The organism is Flagellimonas taeanensis (assembly GCF_003584105.1).
Taxonomy (GTDB): Bacteria; Bacteroidota; Bacteroidia; order Flavobacteriales; family Flavobacteriaceae; genus Flagellimonas; species Flagellimonas taeanensis.
In genome coordinates, this window is record NZ_QXFO01000011.1 from 227,619 (window position 1) to 248,758 (window position 21,140).

A 21,140-nucleotide genomic window follows, 5' to 3' on the forward strand; every position below is an offset into this window, starting at 1 on the left:
TAGATGACAAAAGCTAAAATTGAATTGGAATTGTCGCGTCGAGCGTAGTCGAGACGTTGTTGATAGACCCCTCGACGCGCTCAGGGTGCACAAAAAATAATATAATAGCGATTTAAACCTAAGGTTCCTCACATTTGGGACCAAATTAAAAGCATATGGAACTACCTAAATTTTTATTGGCCGATAACACCGACTATCCTACGGCCATTTTCATAGTCCATACCGAATATCCACGATTTGTCATCAATCTGGAAGATGATGAAGTGGAGTGGCTGGAAGAATTTTCCCAAGAGGACGAAGCAGAGCTTGCCGAAGAGGCCGAAAGCCTTATCGAGGCGGCCACGGCGTTTTACGATAGGGAAGTCTCCAGATACGACGAATAATGTTGGACCAGCTCATACAGTTCGATAAAGACCTTTTCCTGTTTCTGAACGGATTGGGAACGGAGGCATGGGACGGTTTTTGGATGTTCATGACCACCACCCGTAATTCTGCCCCACTTTATCTACTGTTACTCTACCTTACCTACAAACATTTTGGACTGAAGAAAACTGCTGTTGTACTGGTTGGCATTGCCTTGCTGATCACTTGCACGGACCAGTTGTCCAATTTTTTCAAATATGGTCTGGCCCGGTTACGGCCCTGCCACGACCCTGAAATCAGTACCGCGATGCGCTTGGTGAAAAGTTATTGCGGCGGGCAGTTCGGGTATTTCTCGGCCCATGCGGCCAATTCTTTCGGTCCGGCTATTTTCTTCACCGTTCTTTTTCGAAATAAGGTGAAATACATAGGCTGGATCTTGGTTCTTTGGGCCTGTGTTGTCGCCTACAGTAGGATCTATATCGGCGTGCACTATCCTTTGGATGTGGTCACCGGCGCTTTGATTGGGTCTTTCTTCGGATGGGTATTTGCAAGGTTGGCTATATTTGCATTCCAAAAAATAGGCTCATGATCTCCACGGCCCGGTATTGGTTCTTTATTGCCCTGATTGTATTGGTGTACATCGTGGGGATGTTTGTGACCCTTTTCGAGAACGATTCTGCCCAATTTGCAGTGATGGCCATGCGAATGGTCCAAGAAAATGATTTTTTGAGCCTTTTCAAAGGTCCGGAAGAGTATCTGGACAAGCCCCATATGCACTATTGGTTGGCCGCCCTTTCCTATAAAGTATTTGGAATATACGATTGGGCCTATCGCATCCCGGGCATATTGGCCACGTTTTTGGCCGCTTACAGCTGCTACGGACTTGGAAAATTGCTCTATAACAAGGAGGTGGGGCGCTTGGCCTCCCTCATATTCATGACCGCACAGACCATTGTGCTGGCCACTATCGATATCCGTACCGATGCCGTGCTGACCGGATTCACCATTTTCGCGATATGGCAATTGGCGACCTTTATTGAAAAAGGAACTTTACAGAGTGTTGTATGGGGTGCCTTTGGAGCAGGGATGGCCTTTTCCACCAAGGGGCAGATAGCCTTGGTGGTCATTGGAATTTCCCTCTTGTGCCATTTGGCCTATACCCGAAAATGGGCACGTTTGCTCAATTGGCGATTGCTGGTGGCCCTTTTGGTCTTTGGGTTGACCATTTCCCCGATGCTGTATGCCTATTACCACCAATTTGACCTACACCCGGAAAAAGTGATTCGGGGCAAGGACCATCGAAGCGGTATCTTCTTCATTTTTTGGGAACAGAGTTTTGAGCGGATGAGCGGGGAAGGCGTTGGAAAGAACAGCAGCGATTTCTTTTTCTTCTTCCATACCTTCTTGTGGGTGTTCCTGCCATGGACCGTTCTAGCATTGATGGGGTATTGGACGCAATTGAGAGCATTTTGGCAAGCCAAATTTGCCCAGCGGCCACAATTGGAGTTTCTGACCGTTGGTGGCATTTCCATTCTATTCTTCCTGATCAGTTTTGCGCAGTTCAAACTACCACATTACATCAATATTTTGATTCCACTCTATGCGGTGATGTCGGCCGCTTTCCTGTTTGGGCTGTATCAACGGGAAAAACAGAAAATGGCCAAGGTGATTCTGGGCATCCAATATTTTATATTGGGATTGGTGATCGTCTTCGCACTGTTGGTCTGTTTCTATGTGTTCCGATTGGAACAATGGTACGGGTATTTGCTTTTGGTGGCCGCACTGGTGTTGGTGGCCTATTTCATCTTGAAAAAAGAAACGGTCTATGCAAAGATCGTGACAGTGGCTATTCTCAGCTCGGTAGTGCTGAATGGGTTGATGAATGCCCACTTCTATCCCAAATTGCTTGAATATCAAGGAGGCTCCACCATGGCGGAAAAGGTGAGGGAGAACCATATTCCGGTGGACAAGATCTATAAGATTTCGGAAAGGTACTCGTGGTCGTTGGATTTCTACAATAAAAAGCCCGTACAGATTACTTCACTATCGGAAATAGCTGATAAAAAGGATATTTGGGTATATGCCACGGACGAGGAACTGGAGCAACTGCAAAAAAATGGGTTCCAGTGGGAGGGACAGATCACGGTAGATCAATTCCGGATTACCCGTCTACAGGCCAAATTCCTGAACCCGAACACCCGTGAGGGCAAGCTCAACCACATGCATTTGGTTCATTTGGATTGATTCGATTCCAGGTCCGGTTTTTTGAAATGGTACGCGATTCCCATCAAGGAAACCAGGGCCGTGATCAAAAAGAAGGTGAAGCTGATACCGATGGATGTGCTCGCATCCAGTCCCAACCATTTGGCACCATACAGAAAAGTGACTTCCCGACTCCCAATCCCACCAATGGTCAATGGGATTACTGATACAATGGATGAGATCAAAAAGACGAAAAGATACTCGATGGCGTCCAGCGTAACCGATAATGATCTTAAAATAAAGAGTGCACAGACCAATTGTGCCAATTGCACGAGTGCCGAATACCCAAAAGATTTCCAAAAAACAGGGAGGGTAGTGGGGAAGAACGATTTGTTCACAAACCAAAACACGACCACACTTGCTGGAATGGCCGCCATCAACAGCCAGAAAAAGGATTGGAGGAATGCATTTTCCGATAGTAAGGCAAGGGCGCAGGCATATACGAACAGCAATAGCATCCCGCTCAACCGGTCCAGCAGCAGACTTGAAACCACTTTTTTGGTGCCGGGTTGATAGGTTTTTTGGACCATATACCCCTTGTAGGCGTCTCCACCGATTCCCCCAGGGAGGAACAGGTTATAGAACATCCCGAGCAGATACAATTTTAGGTTGCTGGTGTGCGAAAGTTGGGCTCCTATTTGGTGAAAATACAGGTTTAGCCTGAACGCGGAGAGTACTTTGGAAATCACAAAAAACAGGAGGGCAAGGAACAGAAAAAGCAGGTCACTCTTTCGGAGTGTCTGCAAAACGTCCTTCAGCTCTATTTTGGTAAAGATGAAGTAGATCAGCGCTGCACTTACAACGATTTTTAGGGCAGTGATTAGCCTTTTACGCAGCTTTTCCGTCACCTATGGTAATTTTTTTGATGCGATAGGGCCGTTTCTGTTGGGATTCGTAGTAGGTGCGTATCAACAGTTCCATCACAATCCCGATGGTGAACAATTGGATGCCTCCCAATATGAACATCATTCCAAAAATGAGCAAGGGTCTACTGCCGATATCTTCGCCGAAACCAAGTTTCACGATCAGCAGGTAGATGTTGATGAATATCCCGAGGATGATCAGCAACACCCCAAAAATTCCGAAGAGGTGGATGGGACGTTGGAAATATTTCCGGATGAAGAGCAACAACATCATGTCGGCCACCACTTTGAAAACGCGTTCCAACCCATATTTGGAGACCCCGGCATGGCGCGCATGGTGCTTTACAGGGACCTGCTTGATCTGCCCTCCTTCCAAAAAGGCCAAAAGCGTGATGAAACGGTGCATTTCCCCATACAGGTTGAGTCCTTTGGCAATATCCTTGGTGAATACCTTGAGGGCACAGCCATTGTCCTTGATGTCCAGTTTGGTCACCCTTCTCACCAAAAAGTTGGCGATTTTGGAGGGTATTTTCTTCACGAGGGAATCCTTCCGTTTTTGGCGGATGCCCGTGACCACATCATATTCGCCGCTCACGGCGTATTCCAACATATGCGGAATGTCCGAAGGGTCGTTCTGAAGGTCGCCGTCCATGGTGATGATGTATTCCCCTTCCGCATAGTCGAGCCCGGCAGCTAGGGCAAGGCTCTGTCCGTAATTCTTTTTCAGTTCAATGAGATGGACCTTGTCATCATCCATATCCTTTACCCTTTTTCGGGTCTGGTCTGAGGAAAAGTCGTCCACATACACAATCTGGTAGTTGTATCCTTCGAGGCTTTCATGAATCTTTTGGGTGAGAAGGACCACATTGTCCTCTTCATTGTATAACGGAACCACTATGGATAAAAGGGAATCGGTGACGGTACTCATTTCATTTTTGATCTGTGCAAATTTATCGCTTTTATTTAAAGTTCCTTGGTAATCTTGTCCAATAGGAGTTTGGCCGCATAAAAAGGGGACACTTTGTTCTGTTCAATGTCCTTGAGCAATTCGTTTTGTACCTTGATGAAAGCAGGCTTTTGGTGGAAAAACTGTTTGAGGTGGTCGTCCACGGTCTGAAGGAACCAATTCTTGTTCTGGTTTTTCCTGTTTTTTTCAAAGAAACCATTTTCCTTGTTTTGGCGGGCAAAATCTTCCACCATGTCCCAGATTTCACGAACCCCGGTGTTTTCGGATGCTGAGCATTTCATCACTTTTGGGATCCATCCGTTCTGCTTTGGGGGATACAGGTGCAAGGCTCGTTGAAACTCGGTAACAGCCAGTTTGGCCTTCTCCACATTGCTGCCATCGGCCTTGTTGATGACTATGGCATCCGCCATTTCCATAATGCCCCTTTTGATGCCCTGTAGCTCATCCCCGGCACCTGATAGTTTCAACAATAAAAAGAAATCGACCATACTGTGCACGGCAATCTCGCTCTGGCCCACGCCCACGGTCTCCACGAGCACCACATCATATCCGGCCGCTTCGCAGAGCATGATGCTCTCACGGGTCTTTTGGGCCACCCCGCCCAACGAACTTCCCGAAGGGGAGGGCCTGATAAAGGCATTGGGGTCATTGGAAAGGGCCTGCATCCGGGTCTTGTCGCCCAAAATGCTGCCTTTGCTCAGCGAACTTGAGGGGTCCACGGCAAGTACGGCGACCTTTTTGCCCAGGGCCGTAAGTGTGGTGCCCAAGGTTTCAATGAACGAACTTTTGCCCACTCCGGGCACGCCCGTAATCCCCAACCGTATGCTCTCGACCGGCCTTGAAAGGCATTTTTCCACTACGGCATTGGCTTTTTCAAAATGGGCGGGCTGTGTACTTTCCAGCAAAGTGATGGCCTTGGCCAACATGGCCTTGTCTCCCTTGAAGATGCCTTCGGTGAGGGTGTCCACGGAAATTTCCTGTTTGCGGAGGGTTTTTATCTTCGACACGGTATCGTCGGATGTACTCTTTTTCTTTGCCAAGGGTCGATGGTGGTTCAATTCATCACTAAGGTATAAAGTTTTTATGGGTTAGGGGGAAAAGATGGGATGCCATTGTACAACCATTTCACAAAAATTTAATACCTGTTGTAGGGAACTTCCAAATTCAAATTGGTAACTTTTCAACTCAATGTTCGGTGACTTTAGGAAACCGGAACAGAAACCTAAAACTAGATATGATGAAGACAATTTTTGAAAGTAAGGCCACCAATACGGGAGGTAGGGCAGGACATGTGGAGAGCGAGGACGGCGTATTGGATTTTGATATTTCCATGCCCAATGCCAAAGGCAAGCCCAATCCCAAGTCCACCAATCCCGAGGAACTTTTCGCGGCCGCATATTCCACCTGTTTTGCCGGTGCCTTGCAGGCCGTGGCCAAGGAGCAGGGCATAGATGACCTAGGAGATTTCAACGTAACGGCTACCATAGCCTTCAATAAAGAGGAAGAAGGATTTTTCCTGGAGGCCACCTTGGACGCCTATTTGCCAACGGTAGATCGAGAGACAGGGGAGGATTTGATCAATGCCGCCCACGAAATCTGTCCGTACAGCAAGGCGACAAGGGACAATATTACCGTTCACTTGAACTTGATGTTGGACGAGTAAAAAATCATAACCTGTTCAAAATGAATCCTGTCGGTGAAAATCGGCAGGATTTTTTTGTTAAAAATCAGCAAAAAACAACCTATTTTGCAACGTTGCGTTTTTCGCTTCGTCCTTAAGTTGAACAGCTAAAAGACCAAACATAGAACCGAGCTTGTTTCATATTGAACTGGTGGAAAAGTGCAAGGCCAACGATCGTCAGGCACAATTGAAACTGTACCGACAGTACTGTGATGGTATGTTCGGGGTGGCCATGCGTTTCCTCAAAAATCCGGATGATGCGGAGGATGTACTTCAGGAATCCTTTATAAAGGCCTTCCAACGTATACATCAGTTCAAGGGGGAGGTCACGTTCGGGGCATGGTTGAAAAGGATAGTGGTGAACGGGAGCATCGATTTCCTCAAATCGAAGCACCAGAGGACAGAGGAGTTGGATGAAAATTACCTGCATGTGGCTGAAGAGGACGATTGGTCGGTCGAGGAAAGCATTTCCTTGGAACAGGTAAAGGCGGCCATTGAGGAGTTGCCTGGAAAATACAGGTATGTAGTGCAACTGTTCTTGGTGGAAGGGTATGACCATAGTGAGATCTCCCAGATATTGGGGATTTCGGATACGGCATCCAGGACCCGGTTGTTACGCGGAAAAGCACAATTGAAAGAGAAATTAAAAGATTTGGTATATGGCACATGATCTTCGGAAAATGTTCGAAAAGGAAAGGGAGCAGAAAAGCTATTCCATGAAGGATGGACATGAGGCCCGTTTTCTTGAAAAATTGGATGGACAGCTGCCAGCTGGTCCAAGGAAAAAGAAAGTCTATACCCTGTGGTTGCAAATAGCGGCCTCTGTGATAGTGGCGGTGGGACTCTCCATGTATTTTATGAATAGTACCGACAAAGGGGACTTGTCCGATGAAAATGTGATCGTTGCAGACAGGGACAAAACAGATGGACAGGAACAGACCATTTCACTGGGCGACCTTTCCCCCGATTTCAAAAAAATTGAGACCTATTACACCACCAACATCAACCTGCAACTCTCCGATCTGGAGATGACATCGGACAACAAGGAGCTCATGGACAGTTACTTGGAGCGATTGGCGGAACTGAACGAAGAATACCAACAGCTGAATAAGGAGCTGAACGAACTGGGACCCAACGACCAAACCATAAGTGCCTTGATCATGAACCTGCAGCTCAGACTGCAATTGCTGCAAAAATTAAAAACAAAGTTGAATCAATTAAAATCATCAAAAAATGAACAGGAATCGTCTCATATTATTTAATGGATTGCTCTTGCTGCTCGGAGGGTTTGCCTGCCGTGCACAGGAGAAATCCAAGACCTACAAGGAAACCTACAGTGTCAACAAGGACACTGAACTGAACATCAATACCAGCCATGCGGACATTGAGTTTGAAACTTGGGACAAGGATCAAGTGGAAATCTCAGTCGTGGTGGAACTCGAAGGAGTGGGTGATGAGGAGGCCAAGTCGTATTTTGAAAAGGATCTCGTCAAGATCATGGGAAATAGCAAGGAAATAGAGGTGAGTACCAAGGCAGGTGGGCCCTATGCCTACGATTTTAAAGGATTGAGTTTTGATTTTCCCGAACTTCCATCCGTGGACCATATCATGTCCACCATAGAAATTCCCGAAATGCCAGAGATTGTTGCGCTGCCTGAGATTTCCTTCATGCCGGCCATGCCACCTATGCCTCCGACCCCTTTTGTGGAGTTTGATTACGATGCCTACAAAAAGGACAAGGAAAAGTACTTGAAGGAATGGAAGAAAAAGTTTGACAAGACCTTTGACGAAGAGTACAAAAAACGCTTTGAGGAATGGGGCAAGGAAATGGAGGAAATGGCCAAGGAAAGGGACAAACACAGGGAAGAGATGGCCAAGCAAAGGGAAGAATTCCAAAAAGAACGTGAAGAGAAGCGCAAGGAAATGCAGGAAGACCTTAAGCAGCAGCGCGAGGAACTGAGGAGCCAGAGGGAAGAGATGAGAAAGCAATATGCGGAGGAAGCCAGGACATTACGTTCCAGTCCCAATGTATTCTATTTTTCCTCTGATGGGGAGAACAAGGAGTACAAGGTGAAAAAACGCATCAAGATCAAAATGCCAAAATACCTCAAACTGAACATGAACGTGAGGCATGGGGAGGTGAAACTGGCGGCCAATACCAAGAACATCAATGCAAGCTTGTCCTACGCAAGCTTGCATGCCCCTACCATTGATGGGGACAGGACCTATATCCAGGCTTCCTATTCCCCTGTTGTGGTGCAGCAATGGAACTATGGGAAGTTAAAGACGGACTATTCCGACAAGGTCAATTTAAAAGAGGTGGTGGAACTGGACCTTAGTTCGGTTTCCTCCAATGTAGTGATAGGTAAACTGGCCAGCAGGGCATTGGTGAACAACAAGTTTGGAACCTTGAGTATCCATACAATATCCGATGGGTTCAAATCCCTTGATATTTCCATGGAAAATGGAGAGATGGACTGCAAATTGCCATCGACCCCTTTTATAATTTCGGTGAATGAAATCACGTCCGACTTTCAGTATCCCAAAACGCTGAAATTGGAAAGTTCAAAAAATTACGGGACCAATGCCCTTAAAGGCTATCATATCCATAAAAATGGAGGCAAATCCATCAGCATCAACTCGAAGTATAGCGAAGTGGTCCTAAAGGAATAAACCTTCCATATTCAATGCCCCAAAGCATCTCTGCAACCACTTTCGGGCAATTTTACCTCCCCTATCTCACTTTCCTCTTAAAAATAATTGTTCCCTGTCGCTCACATCAATGTGATTCTTTTTTCAGGTAGCTTTTGAAATTTTCCTTGAACCGGTTCAGTCTTGGAACCGATACATTTTGAATATAAGTGTTGTTTGGATTTCTTTTTTCGTAATCTTGGTGGTATTCCTCCGCCCTATAGAACTTGTCAAACTTTTTCACCTCGGTGACAATGGGGCGGCCATAGATATTTTCAGCTTCCAATTGGGCGATATAATCCGTGATGATTTTCTTTTGTGCCTCATCCTTGTAAAATGCGATGGAGCGGTATTGGGTACCTCTGTCGGGTCCCTGTCTGTTCAGGGAAGTGGGGTCGTGCGAACCAAAGAACACCTGCACCAACTGGGCAAAAGAGATGATTTTTGGGTCATAGTACACTTCCACGGCCTCTGCATGGGTTGTTTTTCCATAGGAAACCTCCTTATAGGTCGGATTTTTCTCGGTTCCGCCCGAATAGCCCGAATAGACTTCCTTTACGCCCTTGACACTTTCAAAAATGGCCTCGACACACCAAAAGCAACCACTTGCAAAATAAGCGGTCTCATAACCTTTTAATTGATCTGCAGTCAGGCTTGTCTCCATCAAGGTATTTTCTTGTCCTTTTTGGGCAACTTCAGGTTTGTCCGATTTGCTTTTGGGCTGGCAACCTGTGGATACCAACATAAGAAGGGATAAAAGTGGAATTCTCACGATTTTCTTTTTTTACTTAGTTGCCATAAGGTACTAAGTATTACGCCAAGGGTTGTTAAAAAATGTTAATGACTGTTTTACAGTCCTTTGTTCTTTTCTAAAACCGAATGGGGGTATGTGGTTTTGAAAAACAATGAATGAAAAGTTTTTCCTACAAACAAAAGGTTTCAAATCAGTGGGTTGGAAAAGGTCATTTTTTAAAAGATCGATGAAATGCACATGTGCTCGGCATCATGTTTTTGCAGCAAAAAACGTTCGTCGTCGATAAAATGCACTTCGCCCAAGAAAAGTTTTTATACCGAAAAAAGAGGGTTATTGGACGATGGAAATCTGGATCAGGTTGGGCACGAAGGTAATTTTACTTCGTAATAAAAACCCAGATCATGAAAACAATTTTGACCATTATCGCAGTAACTTTTATCGGAACCATGGCCATGGCACAGGATATTTCCAAAGAGTCAAAGGTGGAAACCATTACTGCCGATGTGGTCTTGGACATGGATTTTCAACAAGCTATCCGTAAGGACAGGAAAACGGCCAGATTGTACAAATTCAAGAATTCCAGAGTGAAACAAGCCCTTTCCTTTACCACCAAAAAGAATAAATCAATATTGGCCTAATCATGATTGTTAACCTTTTGATTCCATTTGCCCTTTTCATCAGTTTGGCCTTTGTGGTGGCCACAATTGCCTTTTCATTCCGGGAAAGAAAGTTTTTAAGGTAGATAAGTTGGGCCCGATCAATCCACCGAATTGAACTCTTCGATGATTTCCTCAAACTCGATACAATAGTAGGTGCCTTTTTTATCGTAATCCCTACTGATGGTCCCACGGAGCTGACGGCTTAGGTTGTAGATCAATTTAAGCCCCAGTGAATTGGATGTTCTTGGACCGATGTCCTCAGAATAGCCAATACCATTGTCCCCCAAGTACATTTGATAGCGGTTTTCACCTATTTTTTTGACCGAAACATGGATTTCGCCACCTTTGGCATCCGTTATCCCATATTTGAGGGCGTTGGTGATGGTCTCGTTGATAATCAGACCAATGGGGATTACCGTATCTATACTGAGTTTGTGGTCGTCAATGTCCAAGTCTACCTTGATATTGCTGTTGCTCCCTTTCACGGAACGTACCAGATAATCGCATAGTTCCTTTACATAAGGCCTAAGTTCAATTTTGGAAAGATAATCGTCCCTTTTGTACAGCATTTCGTGTACCATGGCCATAGATACTACACGGTTCTGGCTGCTCTTGATGATACTACTGATCTTTTCGTCCGCTATGGCCCTGGACTGTAGGCTCAAAAGACTGGAAACGGTCTGAAGGTTGTTCTTTACCCTATGGTGGACCTCTTTCAAGAGGGTTTCCTTTTCTTCGATGCGTTCCTGGATCTCATTTCGGGATTTGTACAATTTATGATGGGCCATGAGCAGGTTCTTCCCAAAAACACCGCCAAGCAGGTACACGGCAAAGACAGCGCTGAGAAAGGCGAACCAGTTGCGTGATTCCAAGGGAACGGTGTTCTCGGAAATCCTGAAATCCCCTGTATCATATAGAAAGAGTATGGTAAGCACGGCCAAATTGACGATGAGGTACAGTTGGCCAAAAACTTTTGTGGTCACATAGCCTGCAAAGACGATGATGGCCAGTACAAAGATAAATGGGCTTTGTATACTGCCACTATATATGGTGATGACAATGGCCGCTAACATGGACAAGATAGAGGTCAGGTTATAGGTAAGCACCAAATTTTCATGTCTGCGGTAGAGTGCTGTGTTCACAAGGTTCACAAAGGCATATCCAATAAAGGTATAGGGAATAACCCCTTTTATATCCAGGAAAAAAAAGCAGATCAGCCCAAATATGGCAGCAAAGAGTGAGGAACTGTAATTAACCTTGAGTATCAAATCAATCTTATCTTGTAACCGATATTTATCCTTACCAGGGACTTTCATATGCTGCACGTGATTGTCTCCTCTACTACCAAGGTTGAAAAAGGGTAGCAAAAGTAGCTTTATGGGGTGTAATTATGGTGTAAATCTAAATATGTTTTTGATATAAAAAAAGTGACAGCTATAAAATAACTGTCACTTGTAGAATTGCTTTTGGGCTAATTTAATCTTCGATCAGAACCCATTCCCCTTTTTCGATAAGGGATTCTGCCTGCTTGTATTTCATGGTCCTGCTCTCGCCGGACATGATGTTCTTTATCGTAACCTTGTCATTTCGGCCAATTTTCGGCTTTTCCCTCACAATGGTTTCGGTAACGTGTTGGCGCTGACCTTGAGTTTGGCCGGCAGCCCTGTGCTGTGCTGCAAGCTCATCACTGTTGGGAATCTCCTCTTTTGAGGTCTGAAGGTTTTCCTTGGGCCTTTGTACGTTTCGGGCCTCTTGGATCTGATTGGTGTTCTCTGAGGGAAGTTCTCCTTTGAAAAGGAAAGAAATCACCTCCTTGTTCACCTTGTCTATCATTTCCTTGAAGAGTTCGAATGCCTCGAACTTATAGATCAACAAGGGATCTTTTTGCTCGTGAACGGCCAACTGTACGGATTGTTTCAGCTCGTCCATCTTGCGCAAATGGGTTTTCCAGGCATCATCAATGATGGCCAGTGTGATGTTCTTCTCAAAATCCGTGATCAATTGCTTTCCATCCGTATTATAAGCCTTTTCCAGATTGGTGACCACGTTCAAGGTTTTGATACCGTCCGTGAAAGGGACCACAATGCGCTCGAACTTGTTGGTCTGGTCCTCATACACCTTTTTGATGACTTGGAAAGCCACGGTGGCACTACGCTCCATTTTGTTCTTGTAGAAATCGTAGGATGCCTTGTAAATGGTATTGGCTATTTCCTGAAAATTCAGTTTTTTGAACTCTTCCTCGCTGATGGGTGAAGTGATGGAGAAATACTTGATGAGCTCAAACTCGAAGTTTTTAAAGTCATCGGCCATTTTGTTGGTCTCTGCGATCAGTTCACAGGTGTCATAGATCATGTTGGCAATGTCCACCTTGAGACGTTCGCCTTGAAGGGCGTGTTTTCTTCTCTTATAGACTACCTCACGCTGGGCGTTCATGACATCATCATATTCCAGCAGACGTTTACGGATACCGAAGTTGTTTTCTTCCACTTTTTTCTGTGCCCGTTCGATAGATCGGGTCATCATGGAGTGTTGGATCACTTCCCCTTCTTCCAGACCCATGCGGTCCATCATCTTGGCCACACGGTCCGATCCGAACAAACGCATCAGATTGTCTTCCAAGGAAACATAGAACTGAGAGCTTCCTGGGTCTCCTTGCCGCCCGGAACGTCCTCTCAACTGTCTGTCCACCCGTCTAGAATCGTGGCGCTCCGTACCAATAATGGCAAGTCCGCCCGCTTCCTTCACATTTGGGGTAAGCTTAATGTCCGTACCCCTACCGGCCATGTTGGTGGCAATGGTGACCACCCCGGATTTCCCTGCTTCGGCAACAATGTCCGCCTCCTTTTTGTGCAGTTTGGCGTTCAGTACATTGTGGGCAATTTTGCGGACACTCAACAGTTTGGACAGCAATTCCGAAATTTCCACCGAAGTGGTACCGATCAAAACTGGTCTGCCCGCATTGGAAAGGTTGGTCACTTCCTCAATGATAGCATTGTATTTTTCACGTTTGGTCTTGTAGATGAGATCGTGGCGGTCATGTCGGGCAATGGGCCTATTGGTAGGTATTTCCATGACATCCAGCTTGTAGATCTCCCAAAACTCGCCTGCCTCTGTGACAGCTGTACCGGTCATACCGGCCAGCTTGTTGTACATTCTAAAATAGTTTTGAAGGGTGATGGTGGCGAAGGTCTGGGTCATGGCCTCGATCTTGACGTTCTCCTTGGCCTCGATGGCTTGGTGGAGTCCATCGGAATATCGTCTACCGTCCATGATACGTCCGGTCTGCTCATCCACGATCATCACCTTGTTTTCGATCACCACATACTCCACATCTTTTTCAAATAGGGTATAGGCTTTCAACAGTTGGGTCAAGGTATGGATACGCTCGCTCTTTATGGCAAAATCCTTGAAAAGCTCTTCCTTGAGCTCTGCTTCTTTTTCAATCTCCAGATCTTGACGTTCGATCTTGGCAATTTCACTGCCAATGTCCGGCATCACGAAGAAATCCTTGTCCTTGTCACCGGAAATATAATCGACCCCTTTATCGGTCAGTTCTATTTGATTGTTCTTCTCATCGATCACGAACAACAGGTCGGCATCCACTTTGGGCATTTCCCTGTTGTTGTCCTGCATGTAGAAGTTCTCTGTTTTTTGGAGGAGCTGTTTCACCCCTTCCTCACTCAAAAACTTGATGAGTGCCTTGTTCTTGGGAAGTCCTCGGTGCACACGGAGAAGAAGGAACCCGCCTTCTTTAGTGTCACCGGCCGCAATGAGTTTTTTGGCCTCGGCAAGCACGCCCGTCAAGTGTTGGCGTTGTTGCTGCACAATGTCGGCCACCTTTGGTCTTAGCTCGTTGAACTCGTGTCGATCACCTTCGGGCACGGGGCCAGAGATGATCAATGGGGTACGTGCATCGTCGATGAGAACGGAATCCACCTCATCCACAATGGCGTAGTGATGTGGGCGCTGTACCAGATCGTCCGGGGTGTGCGCCATATTGTCACGTAGGTAGTCAAAACCAAATTCGTTGTTGGTCCCATAGGTGATGTCAGCATTGTAGGCGGCCCTTCTTCCGTCGGAATTGGGCCTGTGCTTGTCGATACAATCCACAGAAAGCCCATGGAACTCAAAAATGGGGGCCATCCAGGCACTGTCCCTTTTGGCAAGATAGTCGTTCACGGTCACCAAGTGGGCACCTTTACCAGCTAGGGCGTTCAGGTAGAGTGGGAGTGTGGCCACCAAGGTCTTACCTTCCCCGGTCTGCATTTCCGCAATCTTGCCTTGATGGAGCGCGATACCGCCTATCAGCTGTACATCGTAGTGGACCATGTCCCAAGTGACCTCTTTTCCGGCGGCGTCCCAGGAGTTGCTCCAAATGGCCTTGTCGCCCTCGAGCGTCACATAATCCTTGTCGCCCGACAGTTTTCTGTCAAATTCGGTAGCCAGTACGGTCAGTGTCTCGTTGGCGGCAAATCGCTTGGCGGTCTCCTTTACCACGGCAAAGGCTTCGGGAAGGATATCGTTGAGTGTCTTTTCGGAAATTTTATAGGCCTCTTCGTTCAGCTTGTCTATCTCGGTATAGATTTCCTCGTTGCGGTCTATGTCATTGGAGCTTTCCACTTCTTTCTGCAGGTCGGCGATCTTGTCGTTGATGTCCTTGCAGTCTTGCGCTATCCTTGTTTTGAAGGCGGCCGTTTTTTGTCTAAGTTCGTCGTGGGTCAATCCTTCCAGCTGCTGCTCAAAGGATTTTATCTCTTTCACCAAGGGTTGTAGGGACTTTACATCTTTCTCCGATTTGTCTCCCACAAAAACCTTTAGTACGGAATTGATAAAACTCATGAATTGTATTTTCGTTAGAATGGCAAAAGCTGTTCCATTGACGGGAATGTCGGGAAATTCTTTTGCTGGGCTGTCAAAATTACATAAAAAAAAGCCTCAAATGAGACTTTTTAACGTGCTTGTTTTTCTGATATCAATATTCATCCTCGTTCCAGAGGTAATCTTCCTCGGTGGGATAATCAGGCCATATTTCTTCGATGGACTCATATATTTCGCCGCCCTCTTCTTCCATGGACTGTAAATTTTCAACAACTTCCAAAGGCGCTCCGGTACGGATAGCATAATCTATCAGTTCGTCCTTGGTGGCTGGCCAAGGCGCATCACTCAAATATGAGGCTAGTTCTAACGTCCAGTACATAGTAACGGTTTGATTTTAAATTTTTTGCAAAAATAATTTTTAAACCCAATTTGCCAAGTAAAAACAGTATTATTTAAAAATTATTTTGATGTTGACAAAACTATTGGGTCAAAAAAACGATTTTATTGGTCCAACTTCTCCGGGATCCACTTGACTTCTTGGGCTTTTAAGTCTTTGGACAACTTCCGTGCCAATACAAAGAGATAATCGGAAAGACGGTTGATATAGGAAAGCAAGGTATCGGGAACGGGTTCATTTTCGTGCAAGTAGGAGATCATCCGTTCCGCCCTTCGGCAAACGGTTCTGGCAATATGACAGTATGACACGGTGGTGTGCCCACCCGGAAGGATGAAATGTGTCATTTCGGGCAGTTCCTCGTTCATTTGGTCCATTTCCTTTTCCAAAAGCTCAATATCGGCATCACCGATCCGTGGTATTTTAAGGCGTTTGTCCTTTTTGGGTTCCGTGGCGAGGATAGATCCCACGGTAAAGAGTTTTTCTTGGATAAGGGCCAGCACATCTTTGGAATGGGCGTCCATCTCCTGATCGCGCAGCAGTCCCAAAAAGGAATTGAGTTCGTCAATGGTGCCATAACTCTCAATGCGGATATGGTGTTTGGGCACCCGAGTGCCCGTGAACAGTGCCGTGGTGCCCTTGTCACCTGTTTTGGTGTATATCTTCATGCTATCTGTTATCAATAATCAAATATAAGTACAAATTGGTTTGGGTGGATAGGATGTTTTAGAGGGATTTGAGTCCTGTTCATTGTTCATTCTCCCTATCATGCCGGCGCTTGCCATCCATGAACCTTCTCGATTTTCTTTGTCGGGTCGATTTCTTGTTCCTGAACAGAATGATCAGATAGATGAGCCCCAATATGGCGAGAACGTACCAAACGGTGTTATCTGTTGCTGCATTTTCCATACTTAAAGTTACTTTTTTAAATCCGAATCGTAAAATGCTCCTTCACTTGTTCTTTTCGGATGAAGATGGCCCCACAATGGAACATATCGATGCTCACCGTGATTTTGGGCGAAGCGATCAGCGTCTTCCAATCTTCCATTTTTTTTTCATTTTGATGGATGCCTTCCATCAGGACCATGCTGTCATTGTGTAATTTTCCTTTGGAAAGAAGCTCTTCAAAACGTGCGGTGTCCAATAGATCGGTATAGATGATATCCGAAGGTTCCGTCTCAAAATGGACATTGGGAAACATTTCTTTGACGGTTTTTTCAAGAGAAGGATTGGGGTCCATATGGATGCTGTTTGCCCTGAAGTGGGCGATGCTCTTCAGCAGCACATTGATGGATTTGTCCCTATGGAGCCTTTTCCGTACATATAGGCACTGGGTCACATACTGGAAGACAAAGGGGGAGTGTACTCCATGCGCGTTGGTGGAATTGATTAGGAAGTTTACGTAAGAAAACAATTTGAAAAACATAGTTAACACCCCTAAGGTCCCCTCAAGGGGACATTTACCCTTCCAGAATGGATGAAAGTTCGAACCAGCGTTCTGTTTTTTCCTCAATGGTATCCGATAACCTCTTCAGTTCCACGGAAAGTTGGTTGATTTCGTCCCCGTTCAGGTCTGGGTCGGCAAACTTGTTCTGCAAGGCTACCTTTTGCTCTTCCAGTTTTTGGATGTCCTTTTCCAGTTGTTTGTGCTCCTTCTGCTCCAAGTAAGAAAGCTTTCCACCACTTTCCTTTTCTTTCCAATGGGTCTTCTCCGTTTTTTCAGGAATCTCCTTGTTCTCCCGTTCCTCGATGAGCTTGCTGCTTTCATAGACCCTGTAATCGGTATAGTTGCCGGGGAAATCCTCGATTTCACCCTCGCCCCTGAACACGAACAAATGGTCCACAATTTTATCCATAAAGTAGCGGTCGTGCGACACCACGATCAAACAGCCCGGAAAATCCAACAGGAAACTTTCCAGAACATTGAGGGTCACAATATCAAGGTCGTTGGTGGGCTCATCCAGGATCAAGAAATTTGGATTTTGGATGAGTACGGTGCACAAATACAATCGCTTGCGTTCCCCGCCACTGAGTTTGTCCACAAAGTCGTACTGCTTTTTTCGGTCAAAGAGAAAACGTTCCAACAACTGCTGTGCGGAAATCTGTTTCCCTTTTTTCAATGGAATGTAGTCTCCGAACTCGCGGATGACATCGATGACCTTTTGGCCTTCCTTGACCGGAATCCCCTTTTGGGTGTAGTAACCAAACTTGATGGTGTCTCCCACCACCACCTTTCCACCGTCCACGCCCTCTTTTTGGGTGATGATGTTCAAAAAAGTGGATTTTCCCGTTCCGTTCTTCCCAATGATCCCTATCCGTTCACCTTTGGTGAAGTTGTAATCGAACTTGTTCAAAATGGTCTTGTCACCATAGGATTTGGAAATGTTATGGAGCTCCAAGATTTTGCTGCCCAAGCGCTCCATATTGAGTTCCAGCTCCACTTCATGGTCCTTTCTCCGTTGGTTCGCCCGCTGTTTGATCTCGTTGAAGTCATCTATCCGTGATTTGGATTTGGTGGTACGGGCCTTGGGCTGTAGGCGCATCCATTCCAGCTCCTTTTTGTAGAGCAACTTGGATTTATGTTGTTCCACGGCCTCACGTTCCATCCGGCCTTCCTTTTCGCTCAGGTAATAGGAGTAGTTGCCTTTGTAGGTATATAACTGATTGTTGTCCAGTTCTATGATCTCGTTGCAGACACGGTCCAGGAAATACCGATCATGGGTGACCATGAACAGGGTCATGTTCTCTTTGGAAAAATAGGCCTCCAGCCATTCGATCATCTCCAAGTCCAAATGGTTGGTCGGCTCATCCATAATGAGCAGTTCGGGCTTGTTCAACAGGGCATTGGCCAAGGCCAGACGTTTTCGCTGCCCGCCGGACAACGTAGCCACCTTGGCATCGAGTTGGGTAAGCTGTAGTTTGAAGAGGATCTGTTTGTACTGCGTCTCAAAATCCCAGGCATGGTGCCGTTCCATGGCCTCGAAAGCCTTTTGGTAGCGTGCGCTGTCCTCAGGGTTCTCCACGGCCTTTTCGTAGGCGGCTATGATCTTGAGGATTTCATTGTCCGTCGCAAAGATGGTCTCCTCAACGGTTAGGTTGGGATCCAAACGGGGCTCTTGTTCCAAAAAGGAGATCTTGATGTCCTTCCGGATGGTGACCTGTCCCGTTTCGGAAGTGTCCTTGCCCGACATGATGTTGAGAATGGAGGTTTTTCCGCTCCCGTTCTTGGCTATCAGTGCAATTTTCTGGTCTTTGTTGATGCCAAAGGAGATGTCGGAGAAGAGTACCAGTTCCCCATACGATTTTGATATGTTTTCTACGGTCAATAAATTCATGGATGCTGTTTACGGGCCAGGTTTAAAGCTTGGAATACCGGATCAGGTACACATACCGTATGGCCAGGGTCAAAAATAAGGGAATCAGCACAGGTGAAAAAGACTGCACTTGGATTATCCAAAGCAGCAGTACAATTCCGATGAGTCCCAATGCGGACCAGAGGTATTTTGATGACCATTCGGGCAGTTTGTCCTGAAAGGCAAAAATAAAGGCGACCACCACATTCAGCGGAAATGCCCAAAGCACGTTGAAGTTTTTTGGGGTTGAAGTGTGGTCCGTCGCAAACCAAAGGAGTAAAAGAAAGGTACCCACCAAGCCTGTAAGGAACATGAGTGAAAAATCCAACCAACGGCTGCGTGTCTTGTGTGTATAATCAAAGTAAGTGATGGCACAGGTAAAGGCCAGCAATAGGATGAACCAAAACAGTGGGGACAATGGGAAAAAATGCTGTTGGGTATGTTCGTTGTAATCCAAAATGGTGCGTTCCCTTTTCAAGAGGGGTCTGCCATTTAAGCTCGTGTTGCGTATCTGTTCCATGGCATAGTAGGGGAGGAACATATGTTCCTGCACTGTGGCCTTTCGGTCTACCACGGCTCCAAAGGCGAGGTCAATACCGAACATGGACCACGAGTTGGTGTCCAAGAACTGTCTTACCAATTGACGGAAAGTATATGGTTTGTCCAAATAGGAACCGTCAAATGCAATGGCATCACCAAATTGCTTTCTTAAAATATCCCCTGTAATGCTGGAGCAATTGTTCAGTAAGGGGTCATAGAGGTAATCCCTGTTCTGGGGCAGATAGTTGTTCTCAAAAAAGACGAGCAGTTGGTTCCTTTCTTCCAGGGTGAGATCAAAAATCTGTTCCTTGACCCATCTTTTTTCCAGTTCATATTCATACAAAAAGGCATCAAAACTTCGGCGGGAAAGGGAATAGATCATTCTTCCTTTTGCGAAATTGAGGTAGAAATTGGGCTGATTGAAATCGAATGTACCATAATTATAGACCACATCGATGCCCAAAACAGGATCTTGCACCCGAAAGGCACTGTGGCCAAAGGCGTAGTAAAGTTCATCGCCCGCTGCGCAGGTGAGTAGGCTTACCTGTGATCGTTCGGTAAGTTGTGGCGTTTGTGAAAACAGCACATTTCCGACCAATAACAAAAAAAATGAAAAAAGGTACTTTGATTTCATCCTGAAATTCATCACGGCAAATATCAGAATAAATACGGCACAGCCATAGATATGATGTCAACAGTTTATTTTTTGCCTTATTTTTACGAAAATCTGACCTTGTATGAAGTCGTATATCCCCAATTTTTTGACCTTATTGAATGTTTTAAGTGGTTGTATTGCCACGGTTTTTGCAGTGCTCAACCAACTGGAATGGGCAGCGCTGTTTGTTTTTATAGGGATATTCTTCGACTTTTTTGATGGTTTGGCTGCCCGCGTTTTGAAGGTGCAGAGTGAGGTGGGGGTACAGTTGGATTCCTTGGCGGATGTGATCACCAGCGGTCTGGTCCCTGGAGTGGTCATGTTCCAGTTGTTGAACATGGCTGAAAGGGGAGGTTGGAACCTAGGAATTTTTGGACATAGCACTGAAATGACCATACTACCTTTTTTTGGGTTTGTCATCACCTTGGCGTCGGCCTATCGGTTGGCCAAGTTCAATGTGGATGAGAATCAGGTCTCGTCCTTTGTGGGGCTGCCTACACCTGCCAATGCGTTGCTGATCCTTTCGTTGCCCTTGATCCTCTTGTACCATAACAACGAATTGTTGAATGGGATTATCCTGAATCCATGGTTTTTGGTCGGGTTGACACTTTTGAGCGCCTATTTGCTGAACTCACCCATTGAACTCTTTGCCCTGAAGTTTAAAAACTGGAGTTTTAAGGACAATGGCGTGCGTTACCTGTTTTTGATTGGGAGTTTAATCATGTTGTTGACCTTGAAGTTCTTGGCCATACCGGTTATTATCCTTGCTTATATTTTGATGTCATTAATTGATAGAGGAGGAAAAACCGCATAAGCCTCATCAGTTAGGTCCTTCCAGAAGTGTTGTTCTCCGATTCCGTTAAGCGCCCATATCCAAGTAGATGGATTAAAGAAGAAAGATATGACTGACTTATAGTTGCAGCTTTTCCTTTTTTCACGTTTACTGTTATTAATATAAAACTATAGTTCCATTTATTCCCTTTGTGTATTTTGAAGTAGTTTATTTGGGGAATATGAGGTATTGAACTTGCTTCCATATGATAGCAAGCAAAGACAAGAAAATGTACACTGGGTTTATTTGTGTATTTTTAAAAGGTTGACGAATTGACCTAATTTTCTTTCTCAAGAAACAATTAAATT

General features: G+C 45.6%; 21 protein-coding genes. 9 read left to right on the forward strand and 12 right to left on the reverse strand.

Annotated elements, in window-relative coordinates:
- Window positions 1–155: 155 nt before the first annotated feature.
- Genes D2V93_RS05885 through D2V93_RS05895 form a run of 3 tightly spaced genes read left to right on the forward strand, consistent with a single transcriptional unit; the run spans window position 156 to window position 2,607 of the window.
- Entirely contained in the window at window positions 156–383 is a 228-nt protein-coding gene (locus tag D2V93_RS05885; protein WP_108423469.1) for a hypothetical protein, read from the forward strand.
- Window positions 383–952 (forward strand): phosphatase PAP2 family protein, encoded by a 570-nt coding sequence (locus D2V93_RS05890; protein WP_119618774.1) that lies wholly within the window; start codon window positions 383–385, stop codon window positions 950–952. Before D2V93_RS05885 ends, D2V93_RS05890 begins: the two co-directional genes overlap by 1 nt.
- Window positions 949–2,607: a glycosyltransferase family 39 protein gene (locus D2V93_RS05895; protein WP_119618775.1), complete on the forward strand. Its 1,659-nt coding sequence runs from the start codon at window positions 949–951 to the stop codon at window positions 2,605–2,607. Before D2V93_RS05890 ends, D2V93_RS05895 begins: the two co-directional genes overlap by 4 nt.
- Here D2V93_RS05895 and D2V93_RS05900 read toward each other — a convergent pair.
- The 3 genes from D2V93_RS05900 to meaB are packed head-to-tail and all read right to left on the reverse strand — an operon-like array spanning window position 2,595 to window position 5,495.
- Complete coding sequence (locus tag D2V93_RS05900; RefSeq protein WP_119618776.1) at window positions 2,595–3,473, reverse strand: lysylphosphatidylglycerol synthase transmembrane domain-containing protein; 879 nt, start codon at window positions 3,471–3,473, stop codon at window positions 2,595–2,597. The two genes, D2V93_RS05895 and D2V93_RS05900, sit on opposite strands and share 13 nt — an antisense overlap.
- Window positions 3,454–4,416 (reverse strand): glycosyltransferase family 2 protein, encoded by a 963-nt coding sequence (locus D2V93_RS05905; protein WP_119618777.1) that lies wholly within the window; start codon window positions 4,414–4,416, stop codon window positions 3,454–3,456. Before D2V93_RS05905 ends, D2V93_RS05900 begins: the two co-directional genes overlap by 20 nt.
- 35 nt (window positions 4,417–4,451) lie before the next feature.
- Window positions 4,452–5,495 (reverse strand): methylmalonyl Co-A mutase-associated GTPase MeaB, encoded by a 1,044-nt coding sequence (gene meaB / locus D2V93_RS05910; protein ID WP_119618853.1) that lies wholly within the window; start codon window positions 5,493–5,495, stop codon window positions 4,452–4,454.
- 197 nt (window positions 5,496–5,692) lie between these two features.
- On the opposite strand from meaB, the gene D2V93_RS05915 reads away from it, so the two are divergent.
- From D2V93_RS05915 to D2V93_RS05930, 4 genes are all read left to right on the forward strand, one after another.
- The gene (locus D2V93_RS05915) at window positions 5,693–6,118 is read left to right on the forward strand and encodes an organic hydroperoxide resistance protein (protein WP_119618778.1); all 426 of its coding nucleotides are present in this window, start codon (window positions 5,693–5,695) and stop codon (window positions 6,116–6,118) included.
- Window positions 6,119–6,269: 151 nt separating this feature from the next.
- Window positions 6,270–6,806 (forward strand): RNA polymerase sigma factor, encoded by a 537-nt coding sequence (locus D2V93_RS05920; RefSeq protein WP_119618779.1) that lies wholly within the window; start codon window positions 6,270–6,272, stop codon window positions 6,804–6,806.
- Window positions 6,796–7,398 carry a hypothetical protein gene (locus D2V93_RS05925; RefSeq protein WP_119618780.1) on the forward strand — a complete coding sequence of 201 codons (603 nt, stop codon included), beginning with the start codon at window positions 6,796–6,798 and terminating at the stop codon, window positions 7,396–7,398. The genes D2V93_RS05920 and D2V93_RS05925 overlap by 11 nt, the downstream gene beginning before the upstream one ends.
- Window positions 7,370–8,809, forward strand: a complete 1,440-nt coding sequence (locus tag D2V93_RS05930) for a hypothetical protein (protein WP_147377371.1) — start codon at window positions 7,370–7,372, stop codon at window positions 8,807–8,809. The genes D2V93_RS05925 and D2V93_RS05930 overlap by 29 nt, the downstream gene beginning before the upstream one ends.
- A gap of 106 nt (window positions 8,810–8,915) precedes the next feature.
- On the opposite strand, the gene msrA is transcribed toward D2V93_RS05930, so the two are convergent.
- Window positions 8,916–9,572 carry a peptide-methionine (S)-S-oxide reductase MsrA gene (gene msrA, locus D2V93_RS05935; protein WP_119618782.1) on the reverse strand — a complete coding sequence of 219 codons (657 nt, stop codon included), beginning with the start codon at window positions 9,570–9,572 and terminating at the stop codon, window positions 8,916–8,918.
- Between the two features lie 410 nt (window positions 9,573–9,982).
- Here msrA and D2V93_RS05940 point away from each other — a divergent pair, with 410 nt between their 5' ends.
- Entirely contained in the window at window positions 9,983–10,219 is a 237-nt protein-coding gene (locus tag D2V93_RS05940) for a hypothetical protein (RefSeq protein WP_119618783.1), read from the forward strand.
- A 119-nt stretch (window positions 10,220–10,338) separates the two neighbouring features.
- Here the strand turns inward: D2V93_RS05940 and D2V93_RS05945 are convergent, their stop codons facing one another.
- The 8 genes from D2V93_RS05945 to D2V93_RS05975 form a co-directional block, all read right to left on the reverse strand.
- Window positions 10,339–11,508, reverse strand: coding sequence for a sensor histidine kinase (locus D2V93_RS05945; RefSeq protein WP_245750607.1), 1,170 nt, complete (start codon window positions 11,506–11,508; stop codon window positions 10,339–10,341).
- A gap of 208 nt (window positions 11,509–11,716) precedes the next feature.
- A complete protein-coding gene (gene secA, locus D2V93_RS05950) occupies window positions 11,717–15,079 on the reverse strand; it encodes a preprotein translocase subunit SecA (protein WP_072877444.1) in 3,363 nt (1,120 codons plus the stop codon).
- Window positions 15,080–15,212: 133 nt separating this feature from the next.
- Entirely contained in the window at window positions 15,213–15,437 is a 225-nt protein-coding gene (locus D2V93_RS05955) for a DUF2795 domain-containing protein (protein WP_013551418.1), read from the reverse strand.
- Window positions 15,438–15,559: 122 nt separating this feature from the next.
- A complete protein-coding gene (locus tag D2V93_RS05960) occupies window positions 15,560–16,120 on the reverse strand; it encodes a cob(I)yrinic acid a,c-diamide adenosyltransferase (RefSeq protein WP_119618784.1) in 561 nt (186 codons plus the stop codon).
- 79 nt (window positions 16,121–16,199) lie between these two features.
- Window positions 16,200–16,361, reverse strand: a complete 162-nt coding sequence (locus tag D2V93_RS18620; protein ID WP_182849949.1) for a hypothetical protein — start codon at window positions 16,359–16,361, stop codon at window positions 16,200–16,202.
- Window positions 16,362–16,377: 16 nt separating this feature from the next.
- Window positions 16,378–16,866: a hypothetical protein gene (locus D2V93_RS05965; RefSeq protein WP_147377372.1), complete on the reverse strand. Its 489-nt coding sequence runs from the start codon at window positions 16,864–16,866 to the stop codon at window positions 16,378–16,380.
- 46 nt (window positions 16,867–16,912) lie between these two features.
- Window positions 16,913–18,787, reverse strand: coding sequence for an ABC-F family ATP-binding cassette domain-containing protein (locus tag D2V93_RS05970; RefSeq protein ID WP_119618786.1), 1,875 nt, complete (start codon window positions 18,785–18,787; stop codon window positions 16,913–16,915).
- A gap of 22 nt (window positions 18,788–18,809) precedes the next feature.
- Entirely contained in the window at window positions 18,810–19,931 is a 1,122-nt protein-coding gene (locus D2V93_RS05975) for a lipoprotein N-acyltransferase Lnb domain-containing protein (protein WP_245978101.1), read from the reverse strand.
- A 151-nt stretch (window positions 19,932–20,082) separates the two neighbouring features.
- Here D2V93_RS05975 and D2V93_RS05980 point away from each other — a divergent pair, with 151 nt between their 5' ends.
- Window positions 20,083–20,814 carry a CDP-alcohol phosphatidyltransferase family protein gene (locus D2V93_RS05980; protein ID WP_119618788.1) on the forward strand — a complete coding sequence of 244 codons (732 nt, stop codon included), beginning with the start codon at window positions 20,083–20,085 and terminating at the stop codon, window positions 20,812–20,814.
- Window positions 20,815–21,140: the final 326 nt, after the last annotated feature.

Coding starts and splice junctions, on each gene's coding strand:
- D2V93_RS05895 (WP_119618775.1), top strand. CDS start 949: ATGATCTCCACGGCCCGGTATTGGTTCTTTATTGCCCTGATTGTATTG.
- D2V93_RS05905 (WP_119618777.1), bottom strand. CDS start 4,416: ATGAGTACCGTCACCGATTCCCTTTTATCCATAGTGGTTCCGTTATAC.
- D2V93_RS05890 (WP_119618774.1), top strand. CDS start 383: ATGTTGGACCAGCTCATACAGTTCGATAAAGACCTTTTCCTGTTTCTG.
- D2V93_RS05915 (WP_119618778.1), top strand. CDS start 5,693: ATGAAGACAATTTTTGAAAGTAAGGCCACCAATACGGGAGGTAGGGCA.
- D2V93_RS05955 (WP_013551418.1), bottom strand. CDS start 15,437: ATGTACTGGACGTTAGAACTAGCCTCATATTTGAGTGATGCGCCTTGG.
- D2V93_RS05940 (WP_119618783.1), top strand. CDS start 9,983: ATGAAAACAATTTTGACCATTATCGCAGTAACTTTTATCGGAACCATG.
- D2V93_RS05885 (WP_108423469.1), top strand. CDS start 156: ATGGAACTACCTAAATTTTTATTGGCCGATAACACCGACTATCCTACG.
- D2V93_RS05930 (WP_147377371.1), top strand. CDS start 7,370: ATGAACAGGAATCGTCTCATATTATTTAATGGATTGCTCTTGCTGCTC.
- D2V93_RS05980 (WP_119618788.1), top strand. CDS start 20,083: ATGAAGTCGTATATCCCCAATTTTTTGACCTTATTGAATGTTTTAAGT.
- D2V93_RS05925 (WP_119618780.1), top strand. CDS start 6,796: ATGGCACATGATCTTCGGAAAATGTTCGAAAAGGAAAGGGAGCAGAAA.
- D2V93_RS18620 (WP_182849949.1), bottom strand. CDS start 16,361: ATGGAAAATGCAGCAACAGATAACACCGTTTGGTACGTTCTCGCCATA.
- D2V93_RS05960 (WP_119618784.1), bottom strand. CDS start 16,120: ATGAAGATATACACCAAAACAGGTGACAAGGGCACCACGGCACTGTTC.
- msrA (WP_119618782.1), bottom strand. CDS start 9,572: ATGTTGGTATCCACAGGTTGCCAGCCCAAAAGCAAATCGGACAAACCT.
- D2V93_RS05970 (WP_119618786.1), bottom strand. CDS start 18,787: ATGAATTTATTGACCGTAGAAAACATATCAAAATCGTATGGGGAACTG.
- secA (WP_072877444.1), bottom strand. CDS start 15,079: ATGAGTTTTATCAATTCCGTACTAAAGGTTTTTGTGGGAGACAAATCG.